Source organism: Dyella sp., assembly GCF_035503745.1.
In the GTDB taxonomy this organism is placed as follows: domain Bacteria; phylum Pseudomonadota; class Gammaproteobacteria; order Xanthomonadales; family Rhodanobacteraceae; genus Dyella_B.
The window spans coordinates 1-18,502 of the sequence record NZ_DATJTC010000020.1 but is presented as its reverse complement, the minus strand read 5'-3'; the positions used below and the strand labels follow the sequence as shown (position 1 = coordinate 18,502).

The 18,502-nt window shown below is 64.2% G+C and carries 13 protein-coding genes; 5 read left to right on the top strand and 8 right to left on the bottom strand.

Annotated features, from left to right (window positions below):
- Positions 1-165 precede the first annotated feature (165 nt).
- Both pgeF and rluD read right to left on the bottom strand, forming a co-directional pair.
- Positions 166-915, bottom strand: a complete 750-nt coding sequence (pgeF, locus tag VME63_RS07875; protein WP_325432011.1) for a peptidoglycan editing factor PgeF — start codon at positions 913-915, stop codon at positions 166-168.
- Positions 916-920: 5 nt separating this feature from the next.
- Positions 921-1,895, bottom strand: a complete 975-nt coding sequence (rluD, locus tag VME63_RS07870; protein ID WP_325432009.1) for a 23S rRNA pseudouridine(1911/1915/1917) synthase RluD — start codon at positions 1,893-1,895, stop codon at positions 921-923.
- 72 nt (positions 1,896-1,967) lie between these two features.
- Here rluD and VME63_RS07865 point away from each other — a divergent pair, with 72 nt between their 5' ends.
- A complete protein-coding gene (locus tag VME63_RS07865; protein WP_325432007.1) occupies positions 1,968-2,828 on the top strand; it encodes an outer membrane protein assembly factor BamD in 861 nt (286 codons plus the stop codon).
- Between the two features lie 143 nt (positions 2,829-2,971).
- Here VME63_RS07865 and VME63_RS07860 read toward each other — a convergent pair whose 3' ends face one another.
- Complete coding sequence (locus VME63_RS07860; protein ID WP_325432005.1) at positions 2,972-4,612, bottom strand: NAD+ synthase; 1,641 nt, start codon at positions 4,610-4,612, stop codon at positions 2,972-2,974.
- A gap of 166 nt (positions 4,613-4,778) precedes the next feature.
- On the opposite strand from VME63_RS07860, the gene VME63_RS07855 reads away from it, so the two are divergent.
- Entirely contained in the window at positions 4,779-6,527 is a 1,749-nt protein-coding gene (locus VME63_RS07855; protein WP_325432003.1) for a diguanylate cyclase, read from the top strand.
- 27 nt (positions 6,528-6,554) lie between these two features.
- Here VME63_RS07855 and VME63_RS07850 read toward each other — a convergent pair whose 3' ends face one another.
- Both VME63_RS07850 and VME63_RS07845 read right to left on the bottom strand, forming a co-directional pair.
- Positions 6,555-8,738 carry an NAD(P)-binding protein gene (locus VME63_RS07850; RefSeq protein WP_325432001.1) on the bottom strand — a complete coding sequence of 728 codons (2,184 nt, stop codon included), beginning with the start codon at positions 8,736-8,738 and terminating at the stop codon, positions 6,555-6,557.
- Positions 8,738-9,709, bottom strand: coding sequence for a hypothetical protein (locus VME63_RS07845; protein ID WP_325431999.1), 972 nt, complete (start codon positions 9,707-9,709; stop codon positions 8,738-8,740). Before VME63_RS07845 ends, VME63_RS07850 begins: the two co-directional genes overlap by 1 nt.
- A 55-nt stretch (positions 9,710-9,764) precedes the next feature.
- On the opposite strand from VME63_RS07845, the gene VME63_RS07840 reads away from it, so the two are divergent.
- Positions 9,765-9,986, top strand: a complete 222-nt coding sequence (locus VME63_RS07840; protein ID WP_325431997.1) for a hypothetical protein — start codon at positions 9,765-9,767, stop codon at positions 9,984-9,986.
- Positions 9,987-10,060: 74 nt separating this feature from the next.
- Positions 10,061-13,447, top strand: coding sequence for a dermonecrotic toxin domain-containing protein (locus VME63_RS07835; protein ID WP_325431995.1), 3,387 nt, complete (start codon positions 10,061-10,063; stop codon positions 13,445-13,447).
- A gap of 182 nt (positions 13,448-13,629) precedes the next feature.
- Here VME63_RS07835 and sucD read toward each other — a convergent pair whose 3' ends face one another.
- Both sucD and sucC read right to left on the bottom strand, forming a co-directional pair.
- Positions 13,630-14,505 (bottom strand): succinate--CoA ligase subunit alpha, encoded by an 876-nt coding sequence (gene sucD / locus VME63_RS07830; protein ID WP_188797202.1) that lies wholly within the window; start codon positions 14,503-14,505, stop codon positions 13,630-13,632.
- Between the two features lie 14 nt (positions 14,506-14,519).
- The gene (sucC, locus tag VME63_RS07825) at positions 14,520-15,680 is read right to left on the bottom strand and encodes an ADP-forming succinate--CoA ligase subunit beta (protein WP_325431991.1); all 1,161 of its coding nucleotides are present in this window, start codon (positions 15,678-15,680) and stop codon (positions 14,520-14,522) included.
- A 358-nt stretch (positions 15,681-16,038) separates the two neighbouring features.
- Here sucC and VME63_RS07820 point away from each other — a divergent pair, with 358 nt between their 5' ends.
- Positions 16,039-17,643, top strand: coding sequence for a sensor histidine kinase (locus VME63_RS07820; protein ID WP_325432187.1), 1,605 nt, complete (start codon positions 16,039-16,041; stop codon positions 17,641-17,643).
- 123 nt (positions 17,644-17,766) lie between these two features.
- Here the strand turns inward: VME63_RS07820 and VME63_RS07815 are convergent.
- The coding region (locus tag VME63_RS07815) for a hypothetical protein (RefSeq protein ID WP_325431989.1) at positions 17,767-18,502 on the bottom strand (736 nt) is incomplete at its 5' end.

Genomic DNA, 18,502 nt, shown 5'->3' with positions numbered 1-18,502 from the left:
AAATATCCCCAAAAAGGTTTGGCGGACACGCCGCCACTGCCGCCAGAGATGCGGACAGCGCCGAACGATTCAAGCGAATGGGAGCGCGGCGCCGCGCCCGGCTTCAGCCTGGAGCCGGCTCGGCAATCAGCAGGGATGCTCCGATCCATGCTGCCCAGGGCACCCCTAGTGTCCGGCCAGCCAGATCAGGCTGGCGAAGCGACCGCTGCGTGCACCTTCGCGGCGGTAGGAATACAGGCGCGCGTCGGCGCGGGTATCGAACCCGCCGCCGTGGATGCGCGTGACGCCGGCCGCCAGCAGTCGCTGCCGCGCCAGCACGGCAAGGTCGCATAGCCAGTGGCCCGGCCGCGTGGCCACGAACGCGCCCTCGGCCGCGGGCCTGGACTGGTTGAACGCCGTATGGACTTCTTCACCCACCTCATAGGAAGCCGCGCCGATGCAGGGCCCAAGCCACGCCATCAGGTCGCCGGAACGGCGTTGCATCTGCGCGACGGTCTCTTCCAGCACGCCGGCGGCCAGTCCGCGCCAGCCGGCATGCGCCGCGCCGATGGCGCTGCCGTCGGCGGCGCAGAACAGCACCGGCAGGCAATCGGCGGTAAGGATCGCCAGCACCGTGCCCGGCACGCGCGATACCGCGGCATCGGCTTGCGGTTCCTCCGCCGTCGGCAAGGGCCCAAGCTCGGCCACCACCGTGCCGTGCACCTGGCGCAGCCAGCGCGGTTCGGCCGGCAGATCCAGCACTTGGCGCAGGGCGCCGCGATTGCTGAGCACGGCCTGCACATCGTCGCCGCTGCGCAGGCCAAGGTTGAAGCGGTCGAACGGCGGCTGCGAAATGCCCGGACCCTCGCGCGTGGTGACCGCCGTGTGCACACCGCGCGGTGCGGGCCAATCGGGAAAGATCCATGCCTCGTTCATGCGTATCAGTACTCGTCCGGGCCGTTGGCGGCCAGGTCGGCGCGCAGGGCGGCGATCAGCGCATCCATGTCTGCCGGGCGCGGCGTTGCAAAACTCAGGGTTTCACCGCTCACCGGGTGCGTGAACGACAACCGCTCGGCATGCAGCGCCTGGCGCCGGAAGCTGCGCAACGCGGTGACCAGCTCGGGCGTGGCCCGCTTGGGCAGCTTCAGGCCGCCGCCATACAGGGGATCGCCCACCAGCGGATGCCCAATGTGCGCCATGTGCACGCGGATCTGATGGGTGCGCCCGGTTTCCAGGTTGCACTGGATCAGCGAATGCGCGCGGAAACGTTCGCGCAACCGGTAGTGCGTGACCGCGCGCTTGCCGTCTTCCTCGTCACGCACCGCCTGGCGCAGGCGATCGCCGATATGGCGGCCGATCGGGGCATCCACGGTGCCGCCGGCGATCAGCGGGGCGATTACGATGGCCTCGTACTGCCGCTCCACCGCGTGATGCGACAGCATGTCCACCAGCGCGGTGTGCGCGGGCAGCGTCCTGGCCACCACCATCAGGCCCGAGGTGTCCTTGTCCAGCCGGTGCACGATGCCGCCGCGCGGCAGCTCGGCCAGCTTCGGATCATGGTGCAGCAAGGCGTTCAGCAGCGTGCCGGCCGGGTTGCCGGCGCCCGGATGCACCACCAGGCCCACCGGCTTGTTCAGCACCAGCAGGTGCGGATCCTCGTGGACGATGTCCAGTTCGATGGCCTCGGGCGCGCTGGTGACCTCGGTTTCCAGTTCCGCCTCCAGCACCACTTTCTCGCCGCCCCGCAACAGGTGGCGCGGTGCGGCCGCCGCCCCGTCCAGGGTCACCGCGCCGGCCTTCACCCAGGCGGTGAGACGCGAGCGGGAATAGTCGGGGAACATCTCGGCCAGGGCTTGGTCGAACCTGCGACCGGCCGCCGACAGCGGCACGACCGCCTCGTGACGGATGGCGGTCATGGCAAGTCCCCCGGCCGGGTGCCGGTTTGGGCTATCATCCCTTTTCGATCAAACATCTGAACCCCTTAACTCATGCGCGTAACCAAGCTGCCGGCAACCCCGACGCCTGTTTTGAAAGTACTGATCGTGCTCGTCCTGGCTTTGACGATGAGCGCCTGCTCATGGTTCAGGCACCACGGCGACCCGCTCGACACCTTGCCTTTGCCGCAGCTTTACGGGCTGGCGCACAACGATCTGATCCATTCCGATTATTCGGCCGCCGAGAAAGCCTACCAGCGTCTGATCGCCCGCTTCCCGTCCGGCCCGTTCAACGAGCAGGCCCAGCTGGAGCTGGCCTACGCCCAGTACCGTAACAACAAGCCCGATGACGCGTATTCCACGATCAACCGCTTCATCAAGTCCAATCCGCTCAACCGCCATGTGGATTATGCCTATTACCTGCGCGGCCTGATCAATTTCGATCGTACCGCCGGGGTGATCGAGCGCGCGTTTGCCAGCGAGCACAAGGGCGCGCAGACCCGCCGCGACCAGGGCTACAACCTCAAGGCGTTCGACGATTTCTCCGAACTCAGCCGCCGCTTCCCCGACAGCGCCTACGCGGCCGATGCGCGCCAGCGCATGATCTACCTGCGCAACGTGCTGGCGCAGTTCGAGATCAACGTGGCGGAGTTCTACATCCGCAACAAGGCCTACGTGGCCTCGGCCGACCGTGCGCAGTACGTGATCGAGCACTACCAGGAAGCCCCGCAGACCGGCGACGCGCTGGCCATTCTGTGCCGCAGCTACCTGGCGCTGGGGCAGAAGGAGCAGGCCGCGCAAGTGCGCCAGGTGCTGGCGCTGAACTATCCCGATCATCCGTACCTGAAGGATCCGAAGTGGCCGCACTCGCCCTCGATCCTGCGCAAGATGATCCCGTTCTCGGGTCACTACTGATCCCAAGCGCGCAAGGGTGACGAGCAAAAAAGCCGGCGAGCCTTAAGGGCCGCCGGCTTTTTTCGGGTCGCGTTCTTTGGGTCGCGCGGCTCCGGGCCATGGGGTTACCCGCGCATGGCCCCACACTTACCTTGCAACGCGGCTCACTTCCAGCCCGAGGTGATCGGGTAGCGCCGCTCGCGGCCGAATGCGCGCGTGGTGACGCGCGGCCCCGGCGCCGCCTGCCGGCGCTTGAACTCGTTCGCCAGCACCAGCCGCACCACCCGGTGCACGGTGTTTTCGTCGAAACCTGCCGCGATGATTTCCGCCTGGGACTGCTCCTGCTCGATGAAGCGCTCAAGGATGGCGTCCAGTTCGTCGTAGGGCGGCAGCGAATCCTGGTCGGTCTGGTTGTCGCGCAGTTCCGCCGACGGCGGACGTTCGATCACCGCCGGCGGAATGATCCAGTCGCCGGCGCTGCCGGTGATGCGCGCCTCGCGCTGGTTGCGCCAGCGCGAGAGGCGATACACCTCGGTCTTGTAGACGTCCTTCAGCGGCGCATAGGCGCCGCACATGTCGCCGTACAGCGTGGCGTAGCCGACCGCCATTTCGCTCTTGTTGCCGGTGGAAAGCAGCAGGCGGCTGTGTTTGTTGGACAAAGCCATCAGCATCACGCCGCGCGTGCGCGACTGCAGGTTTTCCTCGGTGAGGTCCGGCTGCTTGCCTTCGAACACGGGTGCGAGCGAGGCGATGAAGGCGTTGTAGGTCGGCTCGATGTCGATCACCTGGTAAGCCACGCGCAGCCGCTCGGCCTGTGCGCGCGCGCCGTCGAGCGAGAGCTGCGAGGTATAGCGCATGGGCATCATCACCGCGGTGACGCGGTCGGGCCCCAGTGCATCGACCGCCAGCGACAGCGTCAAAGCCGAATCGATACCGCCGGACAACCCCAGCAGCACGCCGCCGAAACCGTTCTTGTCGATGTAGTCGCGGATGCCGCGCACCAGCGCGGCGTACAGCGTGGCTTCGTGCGAGCTGTCACTCGCTACCGGCCAATGGCGCGGGTGCAGGGTGCGGTCGGCGGCGTCGAAATCGGCCCACAGCAGGGCATCGACGAACGCGGGCGCACGCGCGGCGATGCTGCCGTCGCCGTTGACCATCAACGAGCCGCCATCGTAGACGACCTCGTCCTGGCCACCGACCAGGTTGACGTAGGCCACCGCGCAACCGGTTTCCCGCGCGCGCGCGACCAGTGCCTGTTCGCGCCCGGCTTCCTTGGCGTCGTCCCAGGGCGAGGCGTTCATGACCACGATGAGTTCGGCCCCGGCTGCTGCCGCATGCGCCGCGGGCTCGGCCTGCCAGATGTCTTCGCACACCAGGTAGCCCACGCGCACGCCATCGATCACCGCGATGGCGCTGGTATGGCCGGCGCGAAAATAGCGCTTGTCGTCGAACACGCCGTAGTTGGGCAGCGCCTGCTTGTGCGTGATCTGCACGACCTCGCCCCCGCGCAGGAATGCCGCGGCGTTGTAGACCTCGCCCTGGCTATGGGGAAAGCCGACCAGGGCAGCCAGGCCGTTGGTGTCGGCGGCCACTTCGTTGAGCGCCTCTTCGCAGGCGGCCAGGAAGCTTGGGCGCAGCAGCAGGTCTTCGGGCGGGTAGCCGCTGATGGTCAGTTCGGGAAACACCGCCAGTGCCGCGCCGCCGGCGCGCGCCTGGGCCATCAGCTGCCGCACTTTTGCGGTATTGGCGGCCACGGCGCCGACGGGGAAATCGTGTTGAGCCAGTGCCAGACGAAGAACAGCCATCGTTGTATCGATCCAGGATCAATGGGGCTCTAAATGGTATTCGAACTACAACGCCACAAGTCCTGATTACCGGTTTTCCTTCAAGGAAATACGCCGACACCTACACGCCGGCCGGTGCTACCATCGCCGGACGCAGACTGGCAAAGGGGCAGCTTTGCGCCATCACATGCACGCGCAGGGGTCCGCGTCGTTGCGGCCGGCTGGCCGTGGCTGGGCCGCGCTGTTGCTGTTTCTGGTGGGCATGCTGCTGAGCCCGGCAGGGCGAGCCGAACAGCCGTTTCCGTTGTTCGGCCCGGCCGCGCAGGAACCCGCCCTGGCCACCTATATGGCCGCACCCGGCGAGCACGTGCCGCAGAGCTACGCCGGGCTCGCCCCCTGGCTGGCCCAGCGCCAGCCCGTCGCGCACGTAAACATGCTCGGCGGCAGTTTCTGGCTGGTGGCGCGGTTCGATCCGGTGGGCGATTCGGACTGGGTGGTGACGTTCGACAACACCTGGTACGAGCATGCCCACATCGTGGTGCTGGGCGACGATGGTCTGCGCCGGGCGTTCGACACCGGCTCGGGACTTGGCACCAGCGAAGCGCCGCGCGGCGTGGCCCCGGTGACGCTGGTGCCCGGCCACCATTACGCGGTGCTGGTCCAGGTCACCTCGACGTTCTTCACCGCGATGCCGCGTATCGACGTGCAGACGCGCGCCCAATACCGCAAGCGCCGGATCAACGAACTGGCCTTGATGATCGGCTCGCTGGGCGTGCTGTTCGGCCTGGGCGTATTCATCCTGTTTGTCGGGCTATGGATCCGCGATCGCAGCTATACCCTGTATGGGTGCCAGGCACTGATCCTGGTGCTGGGCTGGGGTTCGTTCTTCGACCTGCCGCAGATCTGGCTGGGCATCAACACCGGCCCGATCAATTTCACGCAGTGGTTCATCCTGCTGCCGGTCGTGCATGCGCGTTTCACCATTCGCTTTCTGGACCTGTGGCGGCATGCGCCGCAGATGGCGCGCGTGGGCTACGGCATCGTGGCCGCGTCCATCGCCGCGCTGCCGTTTTCGCTGTTCTTCCCCTCGCTCGCTTTCCTGATCGCCACCTTTGCGGTGGCCACCGTGGTGCTGTACTCGGCCTTCACGGGCTGGTGGGCGCTGCTGCGCGGGGTACGGCGCGCGCGCTTCTTTACGCTGGCTTACATGGCCGTGCTGATCCCGGGCATGATCATCCTGCCGGTGAATTTCGGCCTGGTTCCCAGCGCGGTGGACAATGCCGACCTGCTCACGCTGATGGGCAACAGCTGCGAAGCGATGTTGCTGGCGTTCGCGCTGGCCGATCACGTAAAGCTGGTGGAAGACGGACGCGAACGCTTCCGCCGCGGCATGCAGGAAGCCATCGCCAAGGCGTCCATCGATGCCCTGACGGGGCTGGGCAATCGCCTGGCTTTCAATGTGATGATCGAAGAGATCACGCGTCGCGAAAATGTCGATCCCGCGCAAGGCACGTGGCAGATCGCGATGATCGACCTGGACGGCCTGAAACTGGTCAACGACAGCCAGGGCCACGAGCGCGGTGACGAATTGCTGCAGAAAGTCGGCGAAGGGCTGGCAAGCCTGGGCGACTTGATCCGCGCCTTCCGGTTGGGCGGCGACGAGTTCGCGGTGATCGCCTACGGTGACGAACTTAGCCAGCAACGCCTGGCGCGTTCGCTGGCGGAGCTGGACAAAACCTTGAGCGAAAGCGATTTTCCCGGCACCGGCGTGAGCTACGGCATCTGCAGCGCACCGGCCGATCAGCGGCGTTTCAGCAATGCGGACTTCGCCGAACTGGTGCGCGAAGCAGACCGCAGCATGTACGCGCACAAATCGCGCCGCCGCATGGAGCGCGTGGCCGAACCGCAGCTGCCCGAGGTGGGTAGCGGCGATTAGCGGCGCCGCAGGTGACCCATCGCGACGTCACCAGCCGTGCTCGCCCTGGATGTTTTGCGGCAAACCGCAGATCGCCCTGCTCGCCTGCATGCCGCCCATCACGGCCGCTTCCACGCAGCCGGCGTCGAGCCCGGTTTTAAGCCAGTCGCCGGCGAGAAACAGGTTGGCGAAGCCGGACTCATCGGCATGCAGCCGATAGCGACTGGTATCGACCAGCGACAGTACGTAACGCTCCGAAGGGTCGATGTTGGCGCGCCAGAACTGGCTGTCGAAACGTGCCACGCCCGAAGCGCCGGCCGGATCGACCAGCCACGACCAGTCAAAGGCGTCTTTTTCCACCTTCGTCCACAGCGCCTGGATCTGCGTCTGCAGTTGGTGGATCGCGGTGGCCTTGACCTGCTCGGCGCAGCGCGCCGGAAAGCCATGGTCGTCCGGTGGCGGATACCGGGTAAGCGACAACGCGTTGCAGAAATAGCTGATGTTTTTCGGTTCGCTGCCGGCCGGCCAGGTTTCCCTGCACAGCAACTGATCCATCGAGGCCCAGGTGTCGAAGGGTTCGGTGAACCCCGACAGCACCGGCTCCTGGCCATGCTCGTCCGGATAATTCCAGCCGATGCCGTTGAGATCCTGGTTCAGCCACACCTGATACGCCTGCGTGGCAACGGCCGCCACGTTCTCGCTGCATTGGCGCAGCCGCGCGTTGAGCGCCAGCAGCGGCGCGGCGACATCGACCAGGCTCGCTACCGACAAGCCCAATACGATCTGGTCGAAATCCACGCCCACACGCAGCGTTTTGCGCGGCAGCGGCACACCGAATGCTTGCCGGTAAAGCGCCGGCCAGTCCGACCAATGGCATTCCAGATTGACCTGGTGTTGCTGCAGCAAAGCAGCCTGGCGCGGATCGATCTGCTCGTAAAGCGGCTGCGAGGGCCAGCATGGCAGGCCGTTGACGTCCACCAGCGGATCGTAATCCGCGCCGCTGAGCGCGGTCTGCTGCTCCAGCTCGATCTCGGCAACGCTGCCGCCTGCCGCATCCGGGCGCAGCTGACACAACTTGTGGAAATAATGAAAACGCACGCCGCGTCGCTTGAGCACCTCGTACAAGGGTGCGAACACCACATCGCCCATGCCCGCCTGCATCTTGTACATCAGCGCGCCGCGATAACACAGGCCGACTTTAAGCATGCCGCGCAGCATGGTGCCGGCTTCGATCTCAGGTTGCAGCGGATCGCCATGGCGATAGGCAAAAACCAGGTCGTAGAAACCACGCACCGGCGCACCGTCGATGCTCACCGGCTGCGCGCCATGGCGAGCTAGCCATGCGCGGAAATCGATGTCGTTGATCGCCTCGAAGCCCTTGCCGAGCACATCGTCCACCAACATGCCGATGCCTACGGCCAGCGACAGGTCCATGGCCAGGTAAAGCCTGCGCCAATCGTCGGACCACGTATCGGGATTGCCGAACGGCGCGGCGACATCGTGCAACGCGTGCTGCAGATCCTGCAGCAACTTGAGCACGGTGGGCCAGTCGGCGGTCGTGGCGCTGTTCGCGTTGGGCGTGCGCGCGGATGCGTGCGCCAGATCGCGCGCCTTGCTCGCCACCACCAGCGGATCGCCGACGTCCTCGAATGCGGTCAGCCCGGCGCGCGCGGCGGCCAGCAGGTCGTGCAGCCGGCTTTCGCGGTGTTCGCCCATGCGAAACGGCGATCCCTTGTGCTTCAGATACGTCAGCGCCCAGGACTCGATCCACGAGCGCTGCCACTCCATCAGCTCGGCAATGGCGGCGCCCGGCGTTTCCGGCTCGCGCGGCGTGCCCGGTGTGCCAGGCAGTTGCGGCGTCTGCACCGGCCACACGCGCCAATCGCTCTGGATCCATTCCGCCAGGCACACGTAGTTCTGCGGCTTGAACGCATCGGTCCAGCTCGCCAGCGGACGACCCGGCGGGCGGCCCAGCTCCTGGTACGCCCGCTGCATCACCTGGAACGCGTTGTCGTAGAAACCGAACCAGATATGCAGGCCGTGTTCTTCGATGCGCTGCGCGATATCGGCGTTGCGCCCGCTGGCGCCCTTGCCGCCCAGGCGCCAGCCCATCTGATATACATCGACCTGATAACGCTGCTGCCAGTCTTCGCTGCTGGTCAGCCAGAATGCCGCCGTCATGGCGCCGACACCGCCACCAAGAATGGCGATGCGCTTGGGTTGATCGACCATCAAGCTTCTCCCGCGATGATGGAATTGTTGACCAGCTCAACGCCGTCCTCGACGTTGAAATCGAAATCGATGCGAAAACCGCAATGCGCCGGTTGCGTACCGATGTTCCAGCCCAGCGTGCGATCGAGCGGAAAGCTGTCAAAGGCGTGCAGGCGCAGGTCGTATTCCCCGGTCAGCAAGGACAGCCCGCGAATGTCCTTCACCTTCGCCGGTGCGGCCACAATGGCCTGATACACCGCGCGCTGGCCGCTGCCGTCCGGAAACTGCTTTAGAAACACCTGGCTTACCCCGGGGAAAAAATTGAACCATTCGTCGAACGTTCTGCGCCAGCCAGGATGCGTATCCCAGAAACCGGGCGTCCTGTGCATGCACTCGATCAGTCCTTCGCGCCACACGTTGACGTCCTGCGTCGGCTCGTCCTTCAGGCCCGGCTGCGCATCGAGGTCGATCAACGGATGCATCGCCAGTTCTGTCTCCGGCGAATACGGTTGGAAACCTTTCGCGGCAAGACGGAAGGTCGTGGGCAGTTGATCGGGGCCAGGCATCGCGTACAGGCATTCGTATTTCGGATAGCCGTACAACTCGCGGCCGTTGATCAACGCCATGCAGTCATCGACCCAGATGTGCAGCGGATAGGCGTAAAAGGACGGCCATATGTCGCCGGGCCTGGTCGCACCCACCATCACCCAGGTGACGATGTCGACCTCCACGCCCCATCCTTTGACGATGTCTTCGGGATAGGCGCTGTGCGCGTGGCTGATCTGGGCGAAGCTCAGCAGCACGTAATGCGTCAAGACGGTGAAGTGCAGTTCGCCGCGGCTGCATGCGTTGAGCGTGCGATCGACACTTGCCTGCAGCTTGGCCAGATCGCCGGCCACCCAGAAGCCGTACAGGCGCGCCTTGTCCAGCGCGAGCGGCGGGTGCATCAACGGCGAGCCCGGCGGATAGAGGAACAACGGACGTGAAGCCATGCGAAGCACCCCCCAGTGCGGCTATGCGTGGAGCTTAACGCTGGCACGAAATGTCGTGTTTGTCGATTTCCATTCAATGACGGCCATGCCAGGCGGCTGCCGGCGCACGTTTTCACTTTTCATTGACACGGTCGCAGGCGTGCCGCGGTCCGGCGCGCATGGACGTCCATACGAGGTCGGCGCAAGCACGCCTGTCGATCAAGGCATCGTTGCCATGACGATGGGCCGCCACATCCGGCGTCATGCCATGAGCCATCTCATACTTGCCTACATTTGATCCGATAACGCGATACAGCCAGTTGCCGGCCACCCACGCGTAGGGTCGCCATACCCAAGTCGCGATTGCATGCCATGAACGCCATCCCGCCCACCTCCCGCGCGGACGACTATCGCAACGTCTCCGCCGACGGCGACAAAACGTCCTCATCGAGCCAGGCGCAACCTAGATCGGCAGGACCGGACGTATTCCATCAAACATCGCCTTTCGGCGGCGCACCGGCGGTCGATAAGCCCAAGCAATCCATACCGATGCATCCCCTTGGGCAACAGGCCGCCGCGCCCGATTCCATCACTCAACGCATCCATGAACTGGGCCACACACCTGCCTCGCCCACGCCCGAAGCCTCGCTGTCGCACTGGATAAGGCAAACCTTCAAGCAACACGGGCAAGACATCGACCCTGACCACACCTATTTGGTGAGCTTGAACTACAACACCGGCGGCAAGCCGGATCAGGGGCCTTATCCGGGTCAAGTCGTGCGCAAGGAATCGTTGTTGACGGCCGCAGCGATGAACAACACCCAGGAGGCCGATGTCGGGAAAGCGGGCAATACGCTGGTTCCGTATCGGCCCGGCGGCCCCGACATCCAGATCACGGCGAACCTGCCGATCAAAACGCCCCGTGGCGTGGGCGATCTGATCGATCGTTACTGGGTGCACGGCCACGATGAGCAGGCCGATTACACCTACACCCACGAAGGCATCTACAAAGACGGCGACGACGCTCGCTACAGTGCCGCAACGCAACTGCCAATCGATCCCAAGGACTTCCGGTCGATGGTATGGAAGAACGACCCTTCCAAGGTTGTCAGCACGCAGTTGGATACCTTCTGGAGCGAACACGAAAAGACTTACGCGCAACAGGCGCGCGTGTCGTTTTTTGCCGCTGCCAGCCAGTTCATTCCTTCCGCTCCCGTGGCGAACGCCGAACCGGGCGACTTGAAGCCCCAGGACAAGAACCTGGCGGCACAATGGCTCAAACCGTCCGCCGTCCCCGAGGTGGAACGCGGGCTGTTGAGCATCCATGGCTACGCCGCGACCGACGTGCTGTATGCCCACGACAAAGCTACGGGCCGTATCCTGCTTTATGTACCGGGCGAAGAGCACCCCCTGCATGGCTTCGATACCGCCGATCAGCTCCACGGCTGGCTGGCCGGGGAGATGAAAGATCCGGCGAAGCGGGCGGCATTTGCCGCGCACTTTTCCGCCTACGATCGCCAGGACGGCACCAGCAATCTGTTTTCCCGCAGCGGCGTGGAGAGCGCACTCGCCGGCATCGCGGCGTATCCGCAGGCTTACGCACCGAAAAATCTGCTGTGGCACAAAGGGGTGTGGGATCCCGGCGCGGAGATTGCACTGCTGCCCAGGAACGGCGATCCCTTCGACAGCCTGGCTCAGCAAGTCAAAGACCGCAGCTATCAAGACGCCAGCACGCAGGTCACATCCGACAAGGATGTCACCGAGCGGAGCGTCATGAAATATCTGAACATCGCCAGCACCGTCATGAGTGCCGCACTGATGCCCTTGTCCATGGCCGGTCAAGGTGCGCGGGTACTCAGTACGCTGGCGATGGGCACCGATCTGGCGAGTGGCGCGACCAACATGGGTATCGGGCTGGATGAGGAAACTCGCAGCAAGGCTCGCTGGGCCGACGATGTCATCAATGGCGTAATGCAGAGTGCGCTGGCGGGCGCACCCAAGATGCTGGAAAAGGTGCAAGCCAAACCAAACGCCCCTGCACGTGTGGCACAAACTTTATCGCCCGATCGCGCGCACGCATCTGTTAAATCCGACGACAGCACTGGCGGCAAACACATCCCCGATGGCATGACGGCAGTAACGCTGCCGGATGATTCGACCACCTATTTGGCCTATCGCAACGCCGATCCAAACCGCCCGCGCGAACTGTATACGCTCGACCCGAGCGGCCATCTGACCGGAACCGGCAAGCATGTCCGAACCGGTGGAAAAATCCTGGGGACCAAGGGCGGCATGGACCGGAACGACCAGGCACCGACGGGAGCCGGTGCCCCGCGCCCATCGCCGCAGCCTGAGCGCAGTTTGGATGAAGACCTGGACGAAATCATTGCCATCTACGATCAACTTACGTCGCAGGCTCAAGGCACATTCGACGCACGCACAGTTGACCACCCCGCCCCGGTCACGCAGCAACTCCATCGGCCAGAAGTACTCCATCCCCAGGCAAACCATGCACAAGGGAACCCTGCGCAGACTTCCTCGCAAGCGGGAAGCTCTTCGCAAACTTTCGGGCCTCGTGCATCGGCCACGCCGTCCTGGGGTTCGCGGCATCCGACGTGGGCGGCCAGCCTCACCTATCAACAAGCGCTCCCCGGCGCCAGCGGCAGGCCGGCGGCAATCCATCCCGCTCGCTCATCGTCTGCCGCGCCTCAACGACCGCAACACCCATTGCAAACGGTAGCCGGCGAAGCCACGGCGCGAGCATACCCCGCCCCGGCCTCATGGCATGTCACCTCCATCGGCCAGCTTCCTCTTTTGGAAGCCGCATGGCGCCGCGGGCAAATGTCTTACCCCGGCGATGAGCGAGCCATCGCCGGGCTTCATAAGTTTGCTGACTTTACTTCAGGACAGCTCCCGTACCGTTCACCCAATGGCACGTTTTCGGCACAGCCAGGCAAAAATACGGCCTATGGCGCCCAAGTAGTCGAATCGCTGCTGCAGCAGCAAGGCTACCGGACCGAAATGACTGGCAATTCAAGTCCAAGGAGTGCGTTCATGATCAAGGCCACCGATCGGCGGAGCGGCCAATCGTTCTATGTTCACCCGCGAATGACCTCCATTAACAAAATTGTGATCCCGACGGTAAATTCCAACCTCAACGACGCGCCCCACGTCGTGGCAAGAATGACGTTCGACCGCCACGATGGTTCCCTGGCACGCCTTTACTTGATCCCGTTCCGTCCATCAAAGCCGTCAGCCTCTCATTTAACGGGTCATGTCCATCCCATAAATACCCCGGCAGCCGGCGCAGCCGCGTTGCGACAAAACCCCGCCCCGGCCTCATGGCATGTCACTTCCATCGGTCAGCTTCCCATTCTGGACGCCGCATTGCGCAACACGGCGATGGCTCACGCCAGGGAATTGATATCCACCGACATTCTTCACATGTTTGCTCGCTTTACGTCAGGGCGACTCCCACACCGTTCCGCCAATGGCGAATTTCCACAAAGAGCGCGCGAAAACACGGTCTATGCGACTGAAGTAGTCCAATTGCTGTTGCAGCAGCAAGGTTATCGAACCGAAATGACTGGCACTGCAGGTTCAATGGATCCTTTCATGATCAAGGCCACCCATGCGCAGAGCGGCCGATCGTTCTATGTTTACCCGAGAATCACTCGCATTGACCGCATTACCATCCCCATCGGTGACCTCCCCTCGCATCGACGCGCCGCACATCCAAGCAATAGTGAAGTTCGATGAGTACGATGGTTCGCTGGCAGGCCTTTACTTGATTCCAGTCCATCCCATGAACCCGCAAGCCTCTCATTGAATTGGGCCGCATCCATCCGATAAATAGCCAAGCATGAATCGACACCCGGGCCGCGCATGAAAAAAGGGCCGCGTCGCCGCGGCCCTTTTGCCAATCGCTTGCGGCGACGGGCTTATTTCTTCAACAGACCCGCCAGCGTCTTGCCGAGGTCGGCCGGCGACTTCACCGTCGTCACGCCCGCCTTTTCCAGCGCCGCGAACTTGGCTGCCGCCGTGCCCTTGCCGCCGGAGATGATGGCGCCGGCATGGCCCATGCGCTTGCCCGCCGGAGCGGAGGCGCCCGCGATGAACGACACCACCGGCTTCTTGACGTATTCGCCGATGAATTCGGCCGCTTCTTCTTCCGCGCTGCCGCCGATTTCGCCGACCATGATGATGCCTTCGGTCTGCGGATCGTCCTGGAACAGCTTCAGGCAGTCGATGAAGTTCAGGCCGTTGATCGGATCGCCGCCGATGCCGATGCAGGTGGACTGGCCCAGGCCTTCGTTGGTGGTTTGGAACACCGCTTCATAGGTGAGGGTGCCCGAACGCGACACGATACCGACCTTGCCCGGCTTATGGATGTGGCCGGGCATGATGCCGATCTTGCATTCGCCCGGGGTGATGATGCCGGGGCAGTTGGGCCCGATCAGCACGGTTTCCGGATGCTGCGCCAGCACGTTCTTCACGCGCAGCATGTCCAGCACCGGGATGCCTTCGGTGATGGTGACGATGACGCGCACGCCCGCATCGATCGCTTCGAGGATCGAGTCGGCCGCGAACGGCGGCGGCACGAAGATCACCGACGCGTCGGCGCCGGTTTCGTCGACCGCTTCGGCCACGCTGTTGAAGACCGGCAGGCCGATGTGCTCGGTGCCGCCCTTGCCCGGGGTCACGCCGCCGACCACCTTGGTGCCGTAGTCGATCGCCTGCTCGGCGTGGAAGGTGCCCTGCTGGCCGGTAAAGCCCTGCACGATCACCTTGGTGTTTTTATTGACCAGAACGCTCATGGTTTACTCGCTCCTCACTTCGCGGCAGCCACGGCTTTCTTCGCCGCGTCGTTGAGATCGTCGGCCGGCGTGATCGCCAGGCCGGAGTTGGCCAGCAGTTCGCGGCCCTTCTCCACGTTGGTGCCCTGCAGGCGCACCACCACCGGAATCTTCAGGCCCACTTCCTTGACCGCGGCGATGATGCCCTCGGCGATCAGGTCGCAGCGCACGATGCCGCCGAAGATGTTCACCAGAATGGCGCGCACCTTGTCCGAGGAAAGAATCAGCTTGAACGCCTCGGTGACGCGCTCCTTGGTGGCGCCGCCGCCGACGTCGAGGAAGTTGGCCGGTTCGCCGCCCGCCAGCTTGATCACGTCCATGGTGGCCATCGCCAGGCCCGCGCCGTTGACCATGCAACCGATGTTGCCGTCCATCGTCACGTAGTTGAGGTTGTGCTGCACGGCCGCGGCTTCGGCAGCGTCTTCCTGCGTGAGGTCGCGCATCTTGGCCAGGTCCGCGTGGCGGAACTCGGCGTTGTCGTCGGAGTTGACCTTGCCGTCGAGCGCGGCGAGGTTGCCGTCTTCGAGGATGGCCAGCGGGTTGAGTTCGACCAGCGAGAGGTCTTTCTCGTTGAACAGCTTGTACAGGCCCAGCATGATCTTGGTCAGCTGCGCGACCTGCTTGGCATTGAGGTCCATCGCGAAGCCAAGCTGGCGGCACTGGTAGGGCTGCAGGCCTTCGATGAAATCCACCACGATGGTGTGGATGTCGTCCGGCGTTTCCCTGGCCACCTGTTCGATGTCCACGCCGCCGTGCTTGGAGGCGATGAAGGTGATGGCCTTGCTGTCGCGGTCGACCAGGATCGACAGGTACAGTTCCTTGGCGATGTTGGTGGCATCGGTCACCAGCACCAGGTTCACCGGCAGCGCACGGCCGGCGGACTGGTAGGTTTCCATGTTCTTGCCAAGCATGCCCTTGGCGGCGGCATGCACGTCATCCAGGCTCTTGCAGAACTTGACGCCACCGGCCTTGCCGCGACCGCCTGCGTGGATCTGGGCCTTGACCATCCACTGCGAGCCGCCCAGGTGCTTGGCGGCATCGACGGCGGCGTCGGGGGAATTGGCGACTTTGCCCGGCGGCACGGCGATGCCGTACTGCGCGAACAGCTCTTTAGCCTGGTACTCGTGGAAATTCATTCGATACCTCGAGTGAATGGGGAAAGATCGAGCCTGCGCGATGGCAACGGCACAGGCGGGGACGAACGAACGGCGGTGATACGGCACTGCCGGCGTGCAGTGCGCCGCACGCATGGCTGGATGGGCCCAGACACGACGAAAACCGCGCAATACGGCCCGGTATTTTCGCAGCAGCCGGACCCGATGGAAAGGGGCGCGCCCCGAACCCGTGCCCCAAGGGGGCGAAAAAGGGCCGCAAACCGGCCTGTGATCAAGCGCCCACCCCAGCCGGCCAAGGGGGCCGTAGACAGGCCCGGCGCTGTCGATACACTGGTCCGAACCTGCCGCCGAGGTGTCACAACCCGTGTCCAGCCGCGTGATGTCCGACCCGCCCAACAGCACGACGACCCGCCACGAATTGTTGTTCCTGAATTATTTCAGGCTGGCCCAGGCGCTGGTGTACGTGGGCCTGGCCTTCACCCCGGCCGGGATGGGCTGGCCGCACCTGGACAGCGCCGGGCTGGCGCGCCTGGTGGCGGTGGTCTACCTGCTGTTCGCCATCGCGGTGGTGTCGATCAACCATATGTCCCGCGCGCTGGGCTGGCTGGCGGTCCTGGGCACGCTATTGGTGGACATCGGCGCGGCGGTGCTGGCGATCACCGCCATGAACGACGCGCGCATCGGCATTGCGATGATGCTGGCGGTCAACCTGGCCGCGGGCGCACTGCTGTTGCCGCTGCGGCTGGCGCTGTTTCTCGCCGCGCTGGCCACGCTGGGCGTGTTGGGCCGCACTCTGCTGTCCCTGCCGCACATGGCTTCGGCCGACGATCGGGATCTGCTCGAATCGGGCCTGTTCGGCATGGCCTATTTCTCGATCGTGGTGCTGTGCAACGTGCTCGGCCGCCAGTTGCGCGCCAGCGAGGCGCTGGCCGAGCAGCGCAGCATCGACCTGGTCAATCTGTCGCAGGTCAACGAATTGATCATCCGGCGCATGAAAACCGGCGTGATGCTGGTCGATGACGCCAACCGCATCCACCAGATCAACGAATCGGCGTGGATGCTGCTGGGCAACCCCTCTTCGGACCAGCGCGACCTGGGCCGCGTCGCACCGGAGCTTTCGCGCCGCCTGTATCACTGGATCACCTCGGGCAAGCTGGACGAAACGGCCACGCAACTGGCCGATGGCATGCCCGAAGTGGTGCCGCGCTTCAGCCGCCTGGCCCCCAACGACGATTCGCTGGTGCTGATCTTCCTGGACGATACCTCGCTGGTGTCGCGCCGCGCCGAGGAGCTGACGCTCAGTTCGCTGGGGCGCCTGTCAGCGTCGATCGCACATGAAATCCGCAATCCACTTGCGGCCATCCGCTATTCCGCGCAGCTGTTGGCCGAATCGACCGACATGAACGCCACCGACCTGCGCATGGTGGAAATCATCAACAACCATTGCAGCCGCCTCAACGAAATCATCGAAAACATCCTGCAGCTGTCGCGGCGCGAACGCTCGCGTCCGGAAACGCTCAATCTCGGCGACTGGTCGCATTCGTTCGTCGAGGAATACAAGCAGGGCAACGACCTTGGCGCCGATTCGCTGCGTGTGATCGACAACAGCGCCTCGCCGGTGGTGGCGGTGGCCGATCCGCAACAGCTTCAGCAGGTGATCTGGAACCTGGTGCAGAACGCGCTGCGCTATGGACGCATGCCGGGCGAACCCGCGCGCGTGATGGTGGTGGTGCGCCACGGCGAACATGGCGTGCCGATTCTGGAAGTGATCGATCGCGGGCCGGGCATCGCACCGAAAGTCGCGGCGCAGATTTTCGAGCCGTTCTATACCACGCACGAATATGGCACCGGGCTTGGCCTATACCTGGCGCGGCAGATGGCCGAAGCAAACCAGGCGGCGCTGGAATACGTGCGCGTGGCCGGCGGCGGCAGTTGCTTTCGGCTGGTGCTGACGCCGCCGGCGCGCATCGAGCCGGCGGTTTGAAGGATCCGGCCATTGCGCCGTTGTACCGGCGCAGTGCCGCCCTGCTTACGTCGGCCATCGCCGGAACGCGCCCCATGATGCCACCCTGGCAACGTGCGGCGCATAACGTAATCACTGGCGCGATTATCCTCCCTGCAGATTCGTCAACTGCTGCGCCAACGCCTGCTCCTCCTGACAGGCTTCTCGATACTCCCGATCGGCGCCCTGGGATTTTGCTCGCGCCGTCCCTAGCGAAAATGCAACCTTAGCGTGCTCGAACTTGGCGTTCCACCAGGCACGATGGGATTGAATGAAGGCCTCGGTGCACGTGTAAAACCGTTGCTCGGCGGCAGCCACCTCGCTGCTACTTCCATGACGTTTCACCGTGTCTACTTTGCGCTCGGCATCCTGCATCTCCCCGCGCATAAGCTCTCTGTACATTTCTGCGCCGCTAACTGCGTCGCTGCTGGCTGATACTTTAGCCTCAGCAGAATGGAGTTCCGCCTGCGCTTCATTCTTTTTGGCAAGCTTTTCCTCGACCTGCCGGTGCATCTGATCCTTTAGCGCTTGGACTCGCCTGATTTGCGCACTCCTTGACGTGGAGGCCTCGCTGCCCGATGCGCCCGGTTCCCCGCCAGCCCACGGGTGCCGCGTGGTGCTTTTTTCCCACGGGCGCCGCACCCCGCCCTTGAGGCCATCGTCCAGCTTCACCCCGCCCTTGCCATCGTAAGTGCCCTGCTTGGACGTCTGCTTGAGGCCGCCTTCGGCGTTCTGGACGTAAAGCGGCTGGGACGTGCGGGTATTGGAAGGATCCTTGATGAGGTAATTCAAAGGGTCGCCCGACACCTTGACCGGCGTTATCTGCATCGCGCGCGCCGCA